This is a genomic window from Balneolaceae bacterium (assembly GCA_034521445.1).
In the GTDB taxonomy this organism is placed as follows: Bacteria; Bacteroidota; Rhodothermia; order Balneolales; family Balneolaceae; genus JAXHMM01.
On the sequence record JAXHMM010000003.1, the window covers coordinates 304,292 to 323,003 of the forward strand.

General features: G+C 61.2%; 11 protein-coding genes, 2 rRNA genes and 1 pseudogene. 10 read left to right on the top strand and 4 right to left on the bottom strand.

Annotated features, from left to right (window positions below):
* Positions 1-40: 40 nt before the first annotated feature.
* The 5 genes from U5K31_01880 (at position 41) to U5K31_01900 (ending at position 6,719) form a co-directional block, all read left to right on the top strand.
* A 23S ribosomal RNA gene (locus U5K31_01880) occupies positions 41-2,976 on the top strand.
* Positions 2,977-3,125: 149 nt separating this feature from the next.
* Positions 3,126-3,236: ribosomal RNA gene (gene rrf, locus U5K31_01885) — 5S ribosomal RNA — on the top strand.
* 245 nt (positions 3,237-3,481) lie between these two features.
* Positions 3,482-4,987: an acyl-CoA dehydrogenase family protein gene (locus tag U5K31_01890; GenBank protein MDZ7771479.1), complete on the top strand. Its 1,506-nt coding sequence runs from the start codon at positions 3,482-3,484 to the stop codon at positions 4,985-4,987.
* Between the two features lie 31 nt (positions 4,988-5,018).
* Positions 5,019-5,708 carry an NAD-dependent deacylase gene (locus U5K31_01895; GenBank protein ID MDZ7771480.1) on the top strand — a complete coding sequence of 230 codons (690 nt, stop codon included), beginning with the start codon at positions 5,019-5,021 and terminating at the stop codon, positions 5,706-5,708.
* Positions 5,709-5,747: 39 nt separating this feature from the next.
* Entirely contained in the window at positions 5,748-6,719 is a 972-nt protein-coding gene (locus tag U5K31_01900) for an SGNH/GDSL hydrolase family protein (GenBank protein MDZ7771481.1), read from the top strand.
* On the opposite strand, the gene U5K31_01905 is transcribed toward U5K31_01900, so the two are convergent.
* Together U5K31_01905 and U5K31_01910 are read right to left on the bottom strand one after the other, a co-directional pair.
* Positions 6,716-7,411, bottom strand: coding sequence for a hypothetical protein (locus U5K31_01905; protein MDZ7771482.1), 696 nt, complete (start codon positions 7,409-7,411; stop codon positions 6,716-6,718). The genes U5K31_01900 and U5K31_01905 overlap by 4 nt on opposite strands.
* A 91-nt stretch (positions 7,412-7,502) precedes the next feature.
* Entirely contained in the window at positions 7,503-8,195 is a 693-nt protein-coding gene (locus U5K31_01910; protein MDZ7771483.1) for an SDR family oxidoreductase, read from the bottom strand.
* A 196-nt stretch (positions 8,196-8,391) separates the two neighbouring features.
* On the opposite strand from U5K31_01910, the pseudogene U5K31_01915 reads away from it, so the two are divergent.
* From U5K31_01915 to U5K31_01930, 4 genes and pseudogenes are all read left to right on the top strand, one after another.
* Positions 8,392-8,805 (top strand): annotated as a pseudogene (locus tag U5K31_01915) (aminotransferase class I/II-fold pyridoxal phosphate-dependent enzyme).
* Positions 8,806-8,845: 40 nt separating this feature from the next.
* Positions 8,846-9,520, top strand: a complete 675-nt coding sequence (locus U5K31_01920) for an aminotransferase class I/II-fold pyridoxal phosphate-dependent enzyme (protein MDZ7771484.1) — start codon at positions 8,846-8,848, stop codon at positions 9,518-9,520.
* Between the two features lie 27 nt (positions 9,521-9,547).
* Positions 9,548-11,644 carry a transketolase C-terminal domain-containing protein gene (locus tag U5K31_01925; protein ID MDZ7771485.1) on the top strand — a complete coding sequence of 699 codons (2,097 nt, stop codon included), beginning with the start codon at positions 9,548-9,550 and terminating at the stop codon, positions 11,642-11,644.
* A gap of 101 nt (positions 11,645-11,745) precedes the next feature.
* Positions 11,746-13,584: a histidine kinase dimerization/phosphoacceptor domain -containing protein gene (locus U5K31_01930; protein ID MDZ7771486.1), complete on the top strand. Its 1,839-nt coding sequence runs from the start codon at positions 11,746-11,748 to the stop codon at positions 13,582-13,584.
* Between the two features lie 21 nt (positions 13,585-13,605).
* Here U5K31_01930 and U5K31_01935 read toward each other — a convergent pair whose 3' ends face one another.
* Positions 13,606-16,902: an amidohydrolase family protein gene (locus U5K31_01935; protein MDZ7771487.1), complete on the bottom strand. Its 3,297-nt coding sequence runs from the start codon at positions 16,900-16,902 to the stop codon at positions 13,606-13,608.
* A gap of 239 nt (positions 16,903-17,141) precedes the next feature.
* Here U5K31_01935 and U5K31_01940 point away from each other — a divergent pair, with 239 nt between their 5' ends.
* Complete coding sequence (locus U5K31_01940) at positions 17,142-17,732, top strand: hypothetical protein (protein ID MDZ7771488.1); 591 nt, start codon at positions 17,142-17,144, stop codon at positions 17,730-17,732.
* A gap of 155 nt (positions 17,733-17,887) precedes the next feature.
* On the opposite strand, the gene U5K31_01945 is transcribed toward U5K31_01940, so the two are convergent.
* Positions 17,888-18,649: an enoyl-CoA hydratase/isomerase family protein gene (locus U5K31_01945; GenBank protein MDZ7771489.1), complete on the bottom strand. Its 762-nt coding sequence runs from the start codon at positions 18,647-18,649 to the stop codon at positions 17,888-17,890.
* Positions 18,650-18,712: the final 63 nt, after the last annotated feature.

Below are 18,712 nucleotides of genomic sequence, written 5' to 3' on the forward strand. Positions count from 1 at the left end.
GGCGACTGCCGGCCCCGCCGAGGGGATGGCAAGTCATACAGCGTAAGCAACTCAAGGGCGCATGGTGGATGCCTTGGCATAACCAGGCGATGAAGGACGTGTAAAGCTGCGAAAAGCTGCGGGGAGCTGCATAAGAGCTGTGATCCGCAGGTGTCCGAATGGGGCAACCCCGCCGGTTTCGACCGGTGACTCCCTACGGGGAGGGCCAACGGGGGGAACTGAAACATCTCAGTACCCCTAGGAGAAGAGAACAAGTCAGTGATTCCCCAAGTAGCGGCGAGCGAACGGGGAGCAGCCCAAACCGGGTGCCTACGGGCATCCGGGGTTGTAGGGCCCGCATAGCGGGGCCCCTGAGCGAAGACGAAGCGGACTGGAAAGCCGCCCCACAGAAGGTGATAGGCCTGTAGACGTAAGCGAGGGAGCCCCCGCGGGATACCCTGAGTAAGGCGGGACCGGAGAAATCCTGTCTGAAGCTGCCGGCACCATCCGGCAAGGCTAAATACTGGTTATGACCGATAGTGAACAAGTACCGTGAGGGAAAGGTGAAAAGAACGCCGAGAAGGCGAGTGAAACAGTACCTGAAACCATGCGCTTACAAGCGGTCGGAGGTTTTGGCTTTCGAGCTGGAACTGACGGCGTGCCTTTTGCATAATGAGCCTACGAGTTGCGCCTGGTCTGCGAGGTTAATCCCCTACGGGGAGCAGCCGGAGCGAAAGCGAGTCCGAAACGGGCGTCAGTAGACCGGGGCAGACGCGAAACCGAGTGAGCTATCCATGGCCAGGATGAAGGTGCGGTAACACGCACTGGAGGTCCGAACCGTCTGGCGTTGAAAAGCCACCGGATGAGCTGTGGATAGGGGTGAAAGGCCAATCAAACTCGGAAATAGCTCGTTCTCCCCGAAATATATTTAGGTATAGCATCTGTCCAAGCCGCTCGGAGGTAGAGCACTGATTAGGCTAGGGGGCTTCACCGCCTACCAACCCTAGACAAACTCCGAATGCCGGGCGTGCGATGGCAGGTAGTCAGCAGGCGAGCGATAACGTCCGTCTGCGAGAGGGAAACAACCCAGACCACCGGCTAAGGCCCCTAAATCCAAACTAAGTTGCGAAAAGAAAGTTGGGTAGCCCAGACAACTAGGAGGTTGGCTTAGAAGCAGCCATTCCTTGAAAGAGTGCGTAATAGCTCACTAGTCGAGCGACCCGGCGTCGATAATTTGCGGGCATAAGTTTGGTGCCGAAGCCGTGGACTGTGTGCCTTCGGGCATGCAGTGGTAGGGGAGCATTCCAGCGGCGCTGAAGCCGGGCCGGGAGGCCCCGTGGAGCGGCTGGAAGCGAAACTGTAGGCATGAGTAACGATAAGACGGGTGCGAACCCCGTCCACCGAAAATCTAAGGGTTCCTGATCAACGTTAATCGGATCAGGGTTAGTCGAGACCTAAGGCGTAGCCGAGAGGCGAAGCCGATGGCGAACCGGTTAAATATTCCGGTACCACCGACTGGCGATACCCAGAGGCGTCACGCAGAAGTGACACCCGCGCGTCGCGACGGAATGCGGCGTTGAAGGCAGTAGGCCGGGGCGGCAGGCAAATCCGCCGCCCCTCAAGGCTGAGCGCCGACAGTACTGTGAGCCTACGGGCAAGCAGATAGCCGGGGTAATCATGCTGCCAAGAAAAGCGTCGCTGGGTGCCAGGCCGGTGCTCGTACCCAAACCGACACAGGTAGATGAGGAGAGGATCCTCAGGTGCTCGAGCGAATCGTGGCTAAGGAACTCGGCAAATTAGATCCGTAACTTCGGGAGAAGGATCCCCGCGGCTGCCCTTCGGGGTGGCCGGCGGGCGCAGTGACCAGGTCCAATCGACTGTTTAACAAAAACACATGCCTCTGCTAAGTCGCAAGACGATGTATAGGGGCTGACACCTGCCCGGTGCTGGAAGGTTAAGGAAGCTTGTTAATGTCCTTCGGGGCATGAAGCGGGCGACTGAAGCCCCAGTAAACGGCGGCCGTAACTATAACGGTCCTAAGGTAGCGAAATTCCTTGTCGGGTAAGTTCCGACCTGCACGAATGGTGCAACGAATTGGACGCTGTCTCGGCCACGAGCTCGGTGAAATTGTGGTATCGGTGATGACGCCGATTACCCGCAGCGGGACGGAAAGACCCCGTGAACCTTTACTACAACTTTACATTGGCTTTAGCTGCCCGATGTGCAGGATAGGTGGGAGGCTTTGAACCGCGCAGCGCCAGCGTGTGGGGAGCCGCCGGTGAAATACCACCCTCCGGGCCGCTGAATTCTAATGCCCCACCGCGGGCAGACAGTGTATGGTGGGTAGTTTGACTGGGGCGGTCGCCTCCTAAAGTGTAACGGAGGCTCCCAAAGGTACCCTCAGCACGGTCGGCAATCGTGCGTAGAGTGTAAAAGCATAAGGGTGCTTGACTGCGAGACACACAGGTCGAGCAGGGACGAAAGTCGGGTTTAGTGATCCGGCGGTTTCCGAATGGAAGGGCCGTCGCTCAAAGGATAAAAGGTACTCCGGGGATAACAGGCTTATCTCCCCCAAGAGTTCACATCGACGGGGAGGTTTGGCACCTCGATGTCGGCTCATCGCATCCTGGGGCTGGAGAAGGTCCCAAGGGTTGGGCTGTTCGCCCATTAAAGCGGTACGCGAGCTGGGTTCAGAACGTCGTGAGACAGTTCGGTCCCTATCTGCTGTGGGCGCAAGGAATCTTGCGGAGAGCTGCTCCTAGTACGAGAGGACCGGAGTGGACGCACCGCTAGTGGACCAGTTGTCCCGCCCGGGGCACCGCTGGGTAGCTATGTGCGGAAGTGATAAGCCGCTGAAAGCATCTAAGCGCGAAGCACGCTCCAAGATAAGGATTCCCTACAGAGCCTGGTGGAAGACGACCACCTCGATAGGCGGCAGGTGCACGGGAGGCAACTCCTTCAGCCGAGCCGTACTAATCAGGCCACCGGCTTGCCTGTATGACTTGCCAGGCCCTCGCCCGGCCGGCGACCGGTCTTAACCGGCAACCCCCTTCAGCTATTCCCCTGGGTCAAAGCACGCCTTGCGCGCGGCCCCGTTCCCTTCTTTGTACATACATACTGACAGTCCCTCCTTCCAAGGCTTTGGAGGAGGCGAGCCAAGCGCGGAGGTTCCACCCGTTCCCATCCCGAACACGGCCGTTAAGCTCCGCAGCGCCGATGGTACTGCCTACTGGCGGTAGAGTAGGTCCTCGCCTCCTCCAAAGCCTTCCTTTTGTTATGGTACGCAGCGGCTGCATCCGATTCGATTAATGACGTCTCTCTTTCTGATTAGAGCCGCTGGAAGTTCAGGGCCCTCCAGCCCAATAAGCGCGGAAGGTCTGCGTTTTAGGGTAGTACAGAAAATGATTATATTACTCAGGTTATATACAAACCCGTTTGCGAACCTGGAGCATGCCAAACGCCGGGCATCTTCCGGCCGGTAGATTCAATACAAGCAGGACATATGGAATTCTCCGATTTTATTAAGCGCTTTAAAGACAAGCTGCACAACCTCTTCAATGTAGAGGACGACCTCGACGAGCTCAGCCTTGAGCGCGGACTTCCCGACGATATTTTCAGCGAGGTAATGGACTGCCATCCCCTGAGCGTTTTTATCCCCGAAGAGTACGGGGGGCGCGGCGTAAAGACCCACGAGGCGCTTTCGATGCTGGAGACCAGCTCGTATGAATCTCTGGCGCTGGGGCTGATGATGGGCATTAACGGAGCGCTGTTCCTGCAGCCCGTGGCCAACTACGGACGCCCGGAAATCAAGGACGAGATCTTCCGCCGGTTTATGGAGGAGCAGAGCATGGGCGGGCTGATGATCACCGAGCCCGACTTCGGCTCCGACGCCCTGCGTATGGAGACTTCCTACCGCTACAACAAGGAGAAAAACCACTACAACGTGGAGGGCACCAAGCATTGGGCCGGGCTGACCGGCAGCGCAGACTACTGGCTGATCACTGCGCGCCAGCAAGGCAAGAACGGCAACCTGGGGCGTGACATCGGATTTTTTGTTCACGACAGCCGCCGCGGGGGCATCGAGGTGGAGGAGTACTACAAGAACCTGGGCCTCTACATGCTGCCCTACGGCCGAAACAAGATCAACATCAACGTCCCCGGCGAGTTCCGTCTCAAACCCAAATCCACCGGCATCAAAATGATGCTGGATGTGCTGCACCGCAGCCGCCTGCAGTTCCCCGGCATGGGCATCGGATTCCTGAAGCGCATGCTCGACGAAGCCATGGAGCACTGCCGGGAACGCATCGTGGGAGGTCAGAACCTGGTCAGTTACGACCAGGTGAAAGAACGCCTCAGCCGTCTCCAGGCCTATTTTACCATCTCTTCGGCCATGTGCGCGTATACCTCCGAGAAGATCAACATGGAGAAGGACGTTGCAACCATGGACCTGCCGGCCAACAGCATCAAGTCCCTCACCACCGACATGATGCAGAGCGCCGCCCAGTCGCTTATGCAGCTGATGGGCGCCAAGGGATACCGTCTCGATCACATCGCCGGGCGCTCGCTCATCGACAGCCGTCCCTTCCAGATATTTGAGGGATCCAACGACATCCTCTACCAGCAGATTTCGGAATCGGTGATCAAGATGATGCGCAGGCTGAAGACACGCAATCTCTACGAATTCCTGAACAACTACCGGCTCAGTGAGAACGCCGCGGGCTACCTGAAGGATCTGCTCAATTTCCGGCTGGACAGCAACCTGGCCCAGCACCGGCAGGTTGAACTGGGCAAAGTGCTCAGCCGCGTCGTATCCATGGAATTCACGCTCAGGCTGGCCGAAAAAGGCTTTAACCGCGAGCTCGTCTCGGGCGCCATGGACGTGCTTCGTTCGGACATTGAGCGGATCATGACCTCCTTCCATAACACCAGCAAACCCACCGTGGTGGAATACTACGAGGAGTCGAGCTCCTGGCTTAACACGGTGGCGCCCCAACCGGTGCACTCCTGATCCGAAGCTGACGAATTCCCCTTCCCACCTTATGAAGAAGGTCATCGTTCTCACCGGCGCCGGCATGAGCGCCGACAGCGGACTTGGCACCTTTCGCGATGCCGGCGGACTCTGGGAGGAACACGACATCTACGATGTGGCCACTCCGGAGGGCTTCCGGCGCGATCCCGAAATGGTGCTGCGCTTCTACAACGAGCGCCGCAAGCAGACCCACGAGGCCGAACCCCACGCCGGACACAAAGCGCTGGCACGCCTGGAAGAGCACTTCGACGTGACCATCGTCACCCAGAATATCGACAACCTGCACGAGCGGGCCGGCTCTTCCGATGTGCTTCATCTGCACGGGGAGATCACCAAGGTGCGCAGTGTGGAGGATCCCTCACTGGTTTACGACATCGGGGGCGATCCCATCGAGGTGGGCGATACCGCCGAGGACGGCGCCCAGCTGCGTCCCCACGTGGTCTGGTTCGGGGAAATGGTGCCCCACATGGAACAGGCTGCCGAGATCGTGCCGGAGGCCGACCTGCTGCTGGTCATCGGCACTTCGCTGGTGGTCTATCCCGCGGCGGGTCTCGTGGACCTGGTGCCGGGAACCATCCCGCGATTTGTGGTGGATCCCGCCCGCCCCGAAATAAACCTGGACGGATGGGAGCATATAGAAAAGCGAGCCGAGGAGGGCGCGCCCGAGCTGGTCGACCGCCTCATTGCCGAAAAGAGCTGAACATACCCTCATTTTATTTTAACCAAGCAAAACCGATTCATGTCCGACCGCGAAGCCAACGACGCAACGAATTCTCATCCCGATGAGCAGCCCGAAATCTCCGGTACCGGCCTGGCTGGGGCCTCCGAAGGGGAGAAGGAGGTGTTGGAAAAATATCTCCTGCAATTTCTGAACCTGGAAAAACGATTTCCGCTTCTACCCGGCATCGACAATACGGGCGCCATGGCCGGCCTTTTCGGACTGGAGGAGAGCGAGCTGGCCAAGCTGCGCGACCGCTACCGCCAGAACGCACGGGATGCCGCCGTGGAACTGCTGGAGGAGGGAGAAGTCAACGAGTGGCTGGACGATCTGCCCTTCGGCGCCTCCGATACCATCGTGGCGCTGGGCGACTCCATGACGGACGATCTGCAGGGCTGGTTCGAGATTTTCAAGAACGTACTCGAGATTACCGTGCCTGGAGCCGACTTTACGTTCGTGAACGGGGGGGTCTCCTACAACACCTCCACGGAGGCGGTGCAGCGGCTCAACCGCGACGTGCTGGACCAAGACCCGGACTGGGTATTGGTAGCCCTGGGCACCTTCGACATGCAGCGTCTGCACGTGGCGCCCAACCGCACGCTGGTGCCCCTGGCCGATTACTGGGAAAACCTGAACACCATCGAAACGGTGGTAGAGGAGGTCACCGACAACCCCATCATCTGGATCAGTCCCCCGCCGGTCATCACCGAAATGCTCCAGCAGATCCGGCTCTTCGATTTCGATCTCTTTGAGGAGGACCTGCAGCAGGCCCGCGAGGTGCTGAACGGCAAGAAGGGCTATATCGTGGATCCGGCCGGCCGGCGCATGGGCGAGGACACCGAGCCCGACGCCTGGAACTACCTGAGTGACGGACTGCATCCCTCTCTTTCGGGACACGTGGAGACCGTGCGTGAAGTGCTGAGACATCTCACCCAGGCCAAGGATCCCGAGGAGGGTTCCAGCCTGGAACCGCCCGAGGACTACGAAGGCTAGAGGTTCACGTTCAGGTTGAGCAGGCCCAGGGCCGGCTGCAGCTCGGTGCGCGGGCCCACGGCGTCCGGCGAAACCGTGCGTACCAGGCCGGGGCTGAGCAGTCCAAGACTCCAGCTTCCGTCGCCACGGTACTGCAGGAGTCCCGAGGCCGTGCGTTCTCCTCCGCCGGCGCTTGCCGTAAAATCACCTGGCCCCTCGGCCAGCACAAAGGTGTCCACCAGTCCGAATCCGAAGCCCGTCCACGCGCCGATGCCCGCCCCGTATCGAAGCGACTCCAGTAAATCCTTTTGGGCCAGCAGGGCTACCGAGGAGGCGAGCACGCAGCCTGCGGCGGTCCCGTAGACGGTGTCCAATAAAACCAGGATGGTGCTGTTGGTCCCGTCGTTGAAAATTCCCGACTTGTAGAAATAGTCGTCCCGGCCCATCCGAGTGATGTCATATATGCCCACCCCCAATCCGAACAGAATACCGCCGCCCAGTCCCACTCGCAGCGCCTCGTAGGAGGTGGTGTTCTGCATCGCCATGGTGGCGCCCCCCAGGGCCAGGCCGTTGACGGCCCCGTTAAGCACGTCGCCCCCCAATACCTCGAGGGTCTGGGCGCCTGCGGGTGCGCAGAGAGAAGAGACGAGCAGCACGACGGCGCAGAAGCGTTTCAGGGACGTGGCGGCAGGTTTCAGGAAATAGTTTTGCATAGGGACCATAACGCTGTTCGGCAGGTTTTGTTGGTTGTATACCGGCTGGGACCCCCGGCAGTTCCATGCGGTTCCAGGGCACCTCTCCAGCCTACCCCGGATCGCCCAGGGTGACCGGCAGGATCTGCCCGTTGTAGAAATTCGCCCCCTCCAGTCCGAATTCGGCCACGTACCTGCCCATCTGCCCGGCATCCACCGGGGCCTCGAAACCGGGAAAGGCTTCCTGCAGCATTTCTGTCTGTACGGCGCCCAGGCAGAGGGCGTTGCAGCGAATGCCGCGGCCGGAGAGTTCCGATGCCAGGCATTCCGAAAGGACGGCCAGGGCCCCCTTGGCTACGCTGTAGGCGGAGAGTCCGGGGAACTTGGCGCTGCCCTGGTAGCCTCCCATGCTGCTGATGTTCACGATATGGGACCCTTCCCCGAGATGGTCCAGCAGCTCGCGGGTCAGCCGCACCGCGGCAAAGAGGTTCACGTCCATGGCGTGGCGCCACTCCTTCATGGAGAGTTCGTCGAAGGGCTTGTTGGCGAGGGTGCCTGCGTTGTTGACGAGCAGGTCAAGGGTTCCCCTTTCGGCCACCTCCTCGCCCAGGACCTTCACGGCCTCGGGTACGGTGAGGTCGGCCGGGAAAGGGGTGATGTAATCGGGGAAATGCGAAGCCAGCTCCTTCAGGTCGGCTACCGTCCGAGCGACCGCAATGACCTCCACCTCCCGGCGGGCGAGTTCCAGACTGGTTTCGTATCCAATTCCCCTGCTGGCTCCGGTGACAACGGCGGTTTTGGGCATGGCGTCGGTGTTCTGAAATGATGGGTCTGCAGCTTTCTGAGTATAACCATCCTGCCCTCCATATAAAAAGTTTAATACCTATCTGCTTTGGTTTAAAGCACGAATTTGCCCATATTTGTGGCACCCTTACAACCGGAATACGGAAGCCGCGGGGCCTGACCGCTTCGCCCGAGGAACAGTACGAAAACCCCTGCAGATGTCCCATTCGAACAGCCGCCCGCTGGTCCCCGAAAACATCCGAAACCTGAGTCCCTACGTTGCCGGCAAGACCATCGCGGAGGTCCGGGAAGCCTACCAGCCCGCCCGCATTTCAAAGCTCGCCTCCAACGAAAACCGGCTGGGATGCAGCGACCGCGTGGAGCCCGCCGTGCGCGAGGCGATGGAGGAGATACAGGACTACCCCGATCCCGCCTCCCTAGAGCTGCGGGCCATGCTGGCCGAACGCAACGACGTGGACACCGACAACGTGGTGGTGGCGGCCGGCTCCGAGAGCATTATATCCATCCTCTGCCGCACTTTTTTCCTGGACCGCGAGGAGATTCTGACCGCCGAGGCCACCTTTGTAGGCATCTTCGTGCATGCGGGCATTCACGGCGTGAAGGTGCGCACGGTGCCCATGACCGACGACTACCGCTTCGACCTGCCTGCCCTTGCCGGGGCTGTGGGTTCCCCATACCAAGATGATCTACATCGCCAATCCCAACAACCCCACCGGCACCTATGTAAGCCGCGCGGAATTCCAGGCTTTCATGGAGCGGGTGCCCGAAGACGTGCTGGTGGTCATGGACGAGGCTTATTTCGAGTTCGCCCGCGAGGTGGAGGACTACCCCCACGCCCTTGACGCCGCCCATCCCAACGTACTGGTGCTGCGCACCTTCTCGAAGGCCTACGGGCTGGCGGGATTTCGCGTGGGCTACGCTATGGGACCCGATCGCATCGTCAGCCAGATGATGAAGACCAAGCTCACCTTCGAGCCCACGGCGCCGGCCCAGGCCGCCGCACGCGCGGCGCTGGGGGACGAGGAGTTCCTGGCGCGCAGCGTGGAGATGGCCCGGGAGAGCCGCGAGCGCCTCTACGCCTTTTTTGAGGAGGAGGGCGTACGCTACCTGCCCTCCATCTCCAACTCCGTGCAGATCCTGCTCGACGACGCCCGGCAGGCTGAGGCCCTGACGCAGGCCATGCTGGAGGAGGGTGTGATTTTACGCCGTACCGGCGCCTTCGGCCTGCCGGAGGGCATCCGCATCACTGTGGGCACCCCGGAAGAGATGGATCACCTGGAAAAGAGTTTCCGCAAGGTGTCGCAGTCCCTGGAGATACGCCCGTAACCCAACCCAACGCATCTACCGCCTGCCATGAGTGCAAACAACAGCCAGACCGAGACCGACATCCCCGCCGACATCGACTGGGAGCACCTAGTGCGCCTGTTCCTGATCTCCCGCGCCATGGACGACAAGGAGGAGAACGAGCTGGTGCCCGACAAGAAGGTGCTGTATCAGTTTTCGGCACGGGGACACGAGCTGGGTCAGATGCTGCTGGGCTCGAGGCTGAAACATCCCCATGACGGGGCCAGCGCCTACTACCGCTCGCGTCCCCTCATGCTCTCCCTGGGACTGTCGGTGGAAGACGCCCTGGCGGGTCCCATGGCCAGGTCGGGTGGCTACAGCGACGGCCGCGACATCGGCGTGGTTTGCAACATGCCCGGCGACGGGGGACCCACCGTGCTGCCCATGGCGGGGGACGTAGGCTCGCAGTACACGCCGGCCATCGGCTGGGCGCAGGGCATCCGTTACCGACGCGACGTGTTGGGCGAGGAGGAGTGCGAGGGCGCCATCTCGGTGGTACTGGGCGGGGAGGGCTCGGTGGCCACCAATGGATTCTGGTCGGCCCTCACCATGGCCACCACCCTCGACCTGCCGGTGCTTTTCTACATCGAGGACAACGGCTACGGCATTTCGGTGCCGGGCGAGTTTCAGACGCCGGGCGGCAACATCGCCAATAACCTCTACTCCTTTAAAAACCTGCGCATCTTCGACGGCGACGGTACCGATCCCGGGGAGGCGGCCTCGCTGCTGGACGAGTCGGTCAGCTACGTCCGCGGGGGACGCGGACCCGCCCTGGTTCACCTCACCATGCCGAGGCTCAACGGCCACTCCTACCAGGACAACCAGGCCTACAAGGAGGAGGAACTGATCGAACGGGAACAGGAAAACGATCCCCTGGACAAGCTGAAAGCCTTTGTGGCGGACCGCGGCATCTCCCCGCAGAAGTGGGGCAGCCTCAGGAAAAAGGCCGGCGAGGAGGTGGAACGCGCGGCGGAGGCGGCCTGGAACCGCCCCGATCCCGACGCCACCCAAACCCGGCGGTACGTTTTTACCGAATACAATGACAACGGTAAGCCCGAGGTGCAGCAGGTGGGAGGGCTGCTGGCTGGGGGACACGATTTCCCGGAGAGCGGCACGGATCCCCGCCCCGAGAAACAGCGCATCAATATTGTGGAGGCCATCCGCCGCACCCTGGCCTACGAACTGGAAACCAATCCCAGGGTGATGGTCTTCGGGGAGGACGTGGGCGCCAAGGGCGGCGTGCATGCGGCCACCATGGGACTGCAGACCGCCTACGGGCAGGAGCGCGTATTCGACACCAGCCTCTCGGAGGAGGGCATCATCGGCCGGGCGGTGGGACTGGCCTACCAGGGCCTGATGCCGGTGGCCGAAATACAGTTCCGCAAATACGCCGATCCGGCCACCGAGCAGCTCAACAACTGCGGCACCATCCGCTGGCGCACCGCCAACAAGTTCGCCGCTCCCATCGTGGTGCGTATGCCCGGGGGCTTCGCCAAATGCGGCGATCCCTGGCACAGCGTGACCAACGAGGCCTTCTTTACCCATGCGGTCGGATGGCAGGTGGCCTTTCCCTCCAATGCCCAGGACGCTGTGGGACTGCTCCGCAGCGCCATGCGAAGCAACGACCCCACGGTCTTTTTCGAGCACCGGAACCTGCTGGACGCCAAGTACGCGCGCCGACCCTATCCGGGCGATCACTTTGTGGTGCCCTTCGGCAAGGCGAATCGCCTGCGGGAGGGCGGGGACATGACCGTCGTAACCTGGGGCGCCATGTGCGAGCGCTGTGAGGAGGCCGTCGAGCAGACCGGCATAGATGCCGACGTGCTGGACCTGCGCACCCTCATGCCGTGGGACAAGGAGGCGGTGATGGCGTCGGTGGCACGTACCAACCGCTGCCTGATCGTACACGAAGACACCCGCACAGCCGGTTTCGGGGCCGAAATAGGGGCGGTCATCGCCCAGGAGGGCTTCAGGCTGCTGGACGCTCCCGTCGACCGCCTCACCATGCCCGACATCCCCGTTCCCCACAACGTGGATCTCATGAACTCGGTGCTCCCGGGCGTGGACGCCATCGCAGCGCGCATGCAGAGCCTGATGGCCTTTTGAGACGCTGGTTCTACTCGCAGACCGCCGCCATCGTTTCTATAGACTTGGCCATATCTTGGAGGATTGCCGATCACCGCGCGCCATCCATCCCCCTGAATTTCATGAAACTGAGCACCAAGCTTTTACTCAGCTTTGGCTTCGTTACCCTTCTGCTGCTCAGCCTGGGTCTGGCATCCAAATACCTGAACGACCGCGCCCGCCAGCAACTCGTGGTGGAGAGCCGCTCGGCCGTGCAGGAGCTGGAACTGGCCAGCGAGATCGGCATTGAGCTCTACCGCAGCATGGCCAACATTCAGTACTTCCTGGAGGAGCGCTACCGGCGCTCGCTCAGCGGGCAGGCCGGCGAAGATACGGTAACACTCGACCGCTCGCGCCTCAATATCCGGGAATCCCTGGAAAGCATCCGCTCCAAGCTGGCGAACTACCGCTCCGCCGCAGGCTCTCCGGGGGAGAGGGCCGATTCCGCCGCCGCGGCTTCCCTGCAGACCCTGCGGACCATCTCCGATAAGATGACCATCTACACCTCGCTGGTGGAGCAGCTTATGGAGCTTACCTCCGATTCCTACGAGGACGGCAAGGAGTTCTTCACCGTCACCATCGAGCCCTACTTCCGCAGCAACCTGCTGCCGCTCATCGTGGAGCTGCGCGCACAGACCAAAAACAGCATGGACCGGCGCATCAGCGGACTCAATGCGCGGCTCGACGCCTCCAGCCAGTGGCTGCTCTACGGCACCGTGGCGGCCCTGCTGGCGGCAATGGGACTGGCCTGGATGCTCTACCGGTCGATCGCCTCCCCCGTAGCCCGCCTGGCCGAAGCCGCGCGGGAAGTAGGCAGGGGCAACCTGGACCGCCGCATCGAGGTGGGGAGCAGCGACGAAATCGGGCAGCTGGGACACACTTTCAACCGCATGGCGGAGAACCTGAGCCGCACGACGGTCTCCCGCAACTACATGGACGACATCATCGAGTCGATGGGCGACGCCCTCGTGGTCGCCGACCGGAGCGGGACCATCCAGCGTGTGAACGGGGCTGCCCTCAAAATGCTGGGGTACCAAAGTGAGGGGGAACTCTCCGGCAGGGACATTGGCATCCTGCTACCCGAGGGCGACGACGGAGGGGAGCTCTTCAAGCCGGAGGAGGGCTGCACCTTTGAAGCCTACGAAACCCGCTTCCGGCGTACCGACGGGGGCACCCTTCCCGTTTCCGTTTCCAAGGGCTTCATGCACGACGCCGACGGGAAGATACAGGGCATGGTCTGCGTGGCGGGCGACATTACCGAACGCAAAAAGGCCAAGGACCAGATCGCGCGCTCGCTTCGGGAGAAGGAGGTGCTGCTGGCTGAAATCCACCACCGGGTCAAAAACAACCTGGCCGTCATCTCGGGCCTGCTGCAGATGCAGATGTGGGAAACCGAAAGCCATTCCGCCCGGCAGGTTCTGATCGACAGCCAGTTGCGGGTGCAGTCCATCGCGCTGGTCCACGAAAAGCTCTACCAGTCCGACAGCCTCTCGCATGTGGCCTTCGACACCTACGCCCGGGAACTCGTGGAGGCTATTGGACAGACTTACATGAACGGGGAACGCGAAATAGAACTTCGTACCGATCTGGAACCGTTGGAGATGTCTATCAACCAGGCCATTCCCTGCGCACTGCTGCTGAACGAGCTGACCGTCAACTCTTACAAACACGCCTTCGGCGACCGTCCGAAGGGGAAGATCGAGGTTAAGGTGTACAGGGAGGAGGACGATATAGTGGTAGTGGTCCGTGACGATGGAAGGGGTCTGCCCGAGGATTTCAGCCTGGACCAGGCACAGTCGCTGGGCATGTCCCTGATGGACACCCTGGTGCAGCAGCTGCGAGGCGAGCTGGACGTATTCAACGACGGCGGGGCGGTATTCCGGGTTCACTTTCCCGCCGATGAGGTGCCGGAAGAGGAATAGACGAGTCCGATTCCGGTGGATCTACCAGCCGCCGGGCTGGGTGCAGCTGCACTGCAGCGCCCCGTGGGGACGCGTCAGGGCATGCCAGTCGAATCCGGCCGCCGTACCGTACCGCTCCCACCAGAAAGGCAGGCGCTGGCGGGTGCGTGTGCCCGTCTCGTTCATGGTGGCGGCGTCGTAGAGCCGCCCGTTGACCATGGTGTGGGTGACCCGCTCTGTGCTGCGGATGTTTTCCAGGGGATTGCCGTCCAGCACCACCAGATCGGCCAGCTTGCCCGCTTCGAGCGATCCCAGGTCGGCTTCCATGCCCAGGTAGCGTGCCCCGTTGAGGGTGGCCACCTGCAGCGCCTCCATCTCCGTCATGCCGCCCTGGTGCATCATCCAGAGCTCCCAGTGGGCGCCCAGTCCCTGGAGCTGACCATGTGCGCCCAGGTTCACGTTTACGCCGCGGCGCAGCAGATCTTTGGCTGCCGAGGCGCTGGCCATATGCCCGGCCTCGTACTCCTCCTGCGGAATCATGGTGCGGTGGCGCGAGCGGGGATCCACCACCGAGCGCGGGGTGAAGGTGAGCAGGCGCTCCTTCTCCCATACGTTCGTATTCTGATACCAGTAGTACTCCCCGCTGACGCTGCCGTAGTTGACCACCAGCGTGGGCGTATAGCCGGTGCTGCTCTCTTCCCAGAGCGAGAGCACGTCCTCGTACAGCGGATAGACCGGCACGTTGTGTTCGATGCCGGTGTGCCCGTCCAGGATCATGCTCATGTTGTGGGTATAGGTGGAGCCGCCCTCGGGCATGACCATCATTTCCAGCTCGCGGGCCGCCTGGATCACCTGCTGGCGCTGGTTGCGTCGGGGCTGGTTGTAGCTCTTCACAGAAAAGGCACCGAAAGCTTTGGTGCGGCGAATGGCCGAGCGGGCGTCCTCCAGGCTGTTGATGACCGCTTTGAAGTCGCCGTCCGCCCCGTAGAGGATGGTTCCCGTGGAGAAGATGCGCGGGCCGGTCATCACCCCGGCGCGCACCATTTCGGAATGGGCGAAAACCATCTCGGTGTTGGCCGAGGGATCGTGCGCGGTGGTCACCCCGTAGGCCAGGTTGGCGAAGTACTCCCACTGCTGCTGCGGGCTCAGGCCCTCGCGGAAGCTGCCGATGTGGGCGTGCACGTCGATGATGCCCGGCATGACGGTGCGTCCGCCCACGTCTACGGTTTTCGTACCTGTGGGGATCTCCACCTGCCCGGCCGGTCCCACCGCCTCAATGCGGTTGCCGTTGACCAGCACGGTGCCGTTTTCGATGACCGAGCGCGCGGCGTCCATCGTAATGATGCGCGCGCCCGTCAGGGCGAGGCGTCCCGTAGGCTGGTCCGACGCCAGTTCAAGTCCGATGGCCGTGCCTTCGTTGGTGGCCAGCGGAAGGTCATCGGCTTGACGCTCGCCGTTCAGGAAATCGAAGGCCTCCTGCAGTCCCGCCGAGTAGTAGCGGTCGCCCAGCGTCCATCGGAGCTCCTGTCCGTCGGACGTCCAGTGCAGGTTGATGCCGGCGTCTCCGGCCACCTGGGCCACCGGAATGGCCTGTGTGCCGGCATTCAGGTTAATCTGTGTGCCCGCCTGCGGCATGGGCGCGATATAAACCTTGAAAAGCTCGTTGAAGGCGATCCACCGGTTGTCCGGGCTGGGAACAAAATGGTTGGCGTAGGTGGAGGTGAAGTGGGTGCGCTCGTCGTTTCCGCCAAGGTCCACCGACCGGTAGGCGTGGCTGAGACCGCCCCCCGCCTGGTAATAGATCCTGTCGCCTTCCGCGTTGAAGCGCGGATGGGAGCCGTTTTCGGTGACCAGGGTTTTCTCCCCGCCGCCGGCCGGCATGGTAAAGATTCCGGTCTCCACGGTGTGGGCGAAGCCCTGGTGGGTGTTGCCTCCCTCCAGGCGGAAGAGGATGGTCTGTCCGTCGGGCGCGTAGGAGGGATTGCGGTAGATGCCTTTGTCGGCGGTACGTTTTACGGGCGATGAGCCGGGACGGTCCAGGTCCATCTCCCAGATGGCGCCCATATCGGAGTCGCTCCAGCTTACAAAGAGCAGACGGCTGCCGTCGGGTGAAAAGGAGGGCTCAAACTCCAGCAGGTCGCTTTCGGTCAGAGGTTCCGGGGTGCCGTCCGGGAGCTGCTTGATCCAGAGGCGCCCGGCCGCATGAAACACCAGGGTATTTCCGTCGGGGGAGGTCACCGCGTGGCGGATGGCTTTGGCGGTGAACGATTCCGGTGCGGGATTCTGCGTGAAACGGACGGCTTCGGCCACCCGGTGGCTGGCGGAGGCTTCGAACGGAATCACTTCGGCGTTGCCGGTCTCCACGTCGAGGCGGTTGATTTTGCCCTGCGCCCAGAAGACCAGCGACTCCCCGCCGGGGGTCCAGGCAAGATTGGTATAGGGACCGAAAATGGCCCAGGCCTCCTGCTGGTCCTTGCTGAGCCGGTCGTATACAGGCGTCTCGATGCCGGTCTCCATGTCACGCAGGTAGAGCACTGACTTCGTTCGCACGCGGCGCACGAAGGCCAGCGTGCTGCCGTCCGGCGACAGCGTGGGACTGATGGCGCCGCCGGGTCCCCCGGTCACCCGCTCGGTCTCCCCGCGCTCACGGTCGTAGCGATTCACAGCGTAGATCTGGCTGTTGGGGTCCTTGTTGTACTGGAAGGTGCTGCCCGGCCAGACCGACTGGCTGTAGAAGACGTAGCGACCGTCTGCCGACACGAAAGGCTGTCCCAGGTCCTGCTGATCGTTGGGACGCTCGACCAGCTGTATGCCCGAACCGCCCGCCTCGGCATGATACATCCAGAGCTCGCCGGCCCCCAGCGAGCGGGTGGAGGTGAAGTGCTTGCGCGCGATCAGGTATTCCCCGTCGGGCGTCCACACGGCGTTGTTCAGCAGACGAAAGCTCTCGTCGGTGACCTGCCGGGCCCCGCTGCCGTCGGCGTTCATCACCCAGATATTGTCGCCTCCTCCCGCGTCGCTGGTGAAGGAGATGCGGCGCCCGTCGGGCGAGAAGCGCGGCTGGATTTCGTAGGCGTGTCCCCCGCGCAGCAGGGTGGCCTCCCCGCCCTCCATGGGCATCACGTAGATGTCGCCCAGCAGGTCGAAGACGATGCGGCTGCCGTCCGGACTTACGTCCAGGTTCATCCAGGTGCCCTCCTCCACCGTATAGGAGACCTCTTGGTAAGGTCCGGGCGGTTCGGTGACGTCCCAGTCCGGCGCATCGTCCTGGGCGGTGGCGAGGGGAGAGGTGAGCAGCAGGATGAGCAGTGTCAGGGGCAGAGCGGCGAATCGTGTCATGGAACAGGGATTGGTTGGCAGTTCCGTCCAATGTACAAAACTTTCCGATTGGATGGTCTCCTTGCGCTCTTGCCACTGATCGATCTTTTTGTAGCGAGGCTAAAGTAAGGATTTGAGGGCGCCGGGTTTCCCAATTGACAGGGTGCGTGCCTATGGAGCCGGTAATTCTCCCAAGAAGTAAATAAAATTGAATCAAATGTTCTGTCATTGTATATTAATGACAGAAAAAACGATTCAGCATGGAAGAGATCACGAAGTACATATCAGAAAATGGGGGATATGCCCGGCTGACGGAGCTGCGTGAAGAGGGCTTTCAAACCCGTGACATATCAAAGCTTAACGAAGATGGCGTTCTGTACAAAGTAAAACCCGGACTCTATAAACTGAAGGACAGCCAGATCACTTCCGGTTATGTGGATGTAAGTAAAGCCATGCCTATGGGAGTCATCGCCCTGGTTTCGGCTCTCTCATATTACGATCTGACCACCTTTAACCCATCCGGCATTCATGTCGCCATTCCTAATCATGAGAAGCCAAAGAAACTAAATTATCCGCCGGTTGAAGTCTATTATTTTCGTAAGAATCAGTATGAGTCTGGTATTGAAGAGATCTCCGTACAGGGGCATACCGTCCGCATGTATAGCATGGAAAAGACGGTATGCGATATGTTTCGATATCGTAATAAGCTGGGTGAGGACCTGGCGCTGGAGGGGCTTAGGGAGTACCTGGAGCTGCCGGGAGCCAATCTGAAAATTCTTATGGAATATATGAATTCGTGCAGGGTCAGGACCATCATGGAGCCTTATGTAAAAGCGATGGTATCCGGATGAAAAAAAATCTTGCCCGATCGGTAAAGGATCGACTTCAGATCGATATTGGCAATTGCATGATCAAATCGATACACTGGACCCGTGGAGCTGGAATATCCGACCATTCTGGATTTCTCCAGTCCCCAAATATTAGCCTATTCTTCCCGTCTTGCGTTCTATTTCTTCCTGAACTCCTCGATAAAGTCCCGCGTGTAGTCCGACAGTACCAGGCGCCCGCTGATCTCAGCGCGCTGCTCCAGCAGGGAGTCCCAGTGGTCGGTGCCCTTCCAGAACACCGTCTTCAGCTCCTTCATGGCCTCGGGACTGTATTCGGCCAGTCGCCCGGCCAGGTCCGCGGTCTCACGGTCCAGCTCCTCGTGGCTGTTGCACACCTTGTTGAAGAGGCCTTTTTCACGGGCCCATTCGGCCGTGTACCAGCTGCCGGCGTCCACCGACAAGGCGCTGAAGGCGGAGGGGCCCACCCTGCGCTGCACGGCCGGTCCCACCACGAAGGGACCGATGCCCAGGGCGAGCTCGCTCAGCTTGACCGAGGCGGACTCATGCGCCAGGGTGTAGTCGCCTGCCGAGGCCACGCCCACGCCGCCGCCTACCGTCTTGCCCTGTACACGGACGACAATGAGCTTGGGACACTTGCGCATGGCGTTGAGCACCAGGGCGAAGCCCATGAAAAAATGCTTGCCCTCCTCGTAGTCGGAGATGGCCATGAGCTCGTCGAAGGAAGCTCCCGCGCAGAAGGCCCCGTCACCCCTGCTGCGCAGCACGACTACGCGAACCTCGTTGTTGAGGCCGGCTTCGGTGATGTTGTCGGACAGTTCCCGCAGCATCTTCCCGGGCAGGGAGTTGCCTTTGGGATGGTGAAAAGTGATGGTGGCGATGTTGTCGGCGATCTCGGTGGCGATGCTTCCGTTTTCAGGCATTGCTGAAGGCGTTTGATTCGAGTGTTGCGGTTTGGGAGGAGGGAGGCGGCGCGGCCGGTGGCG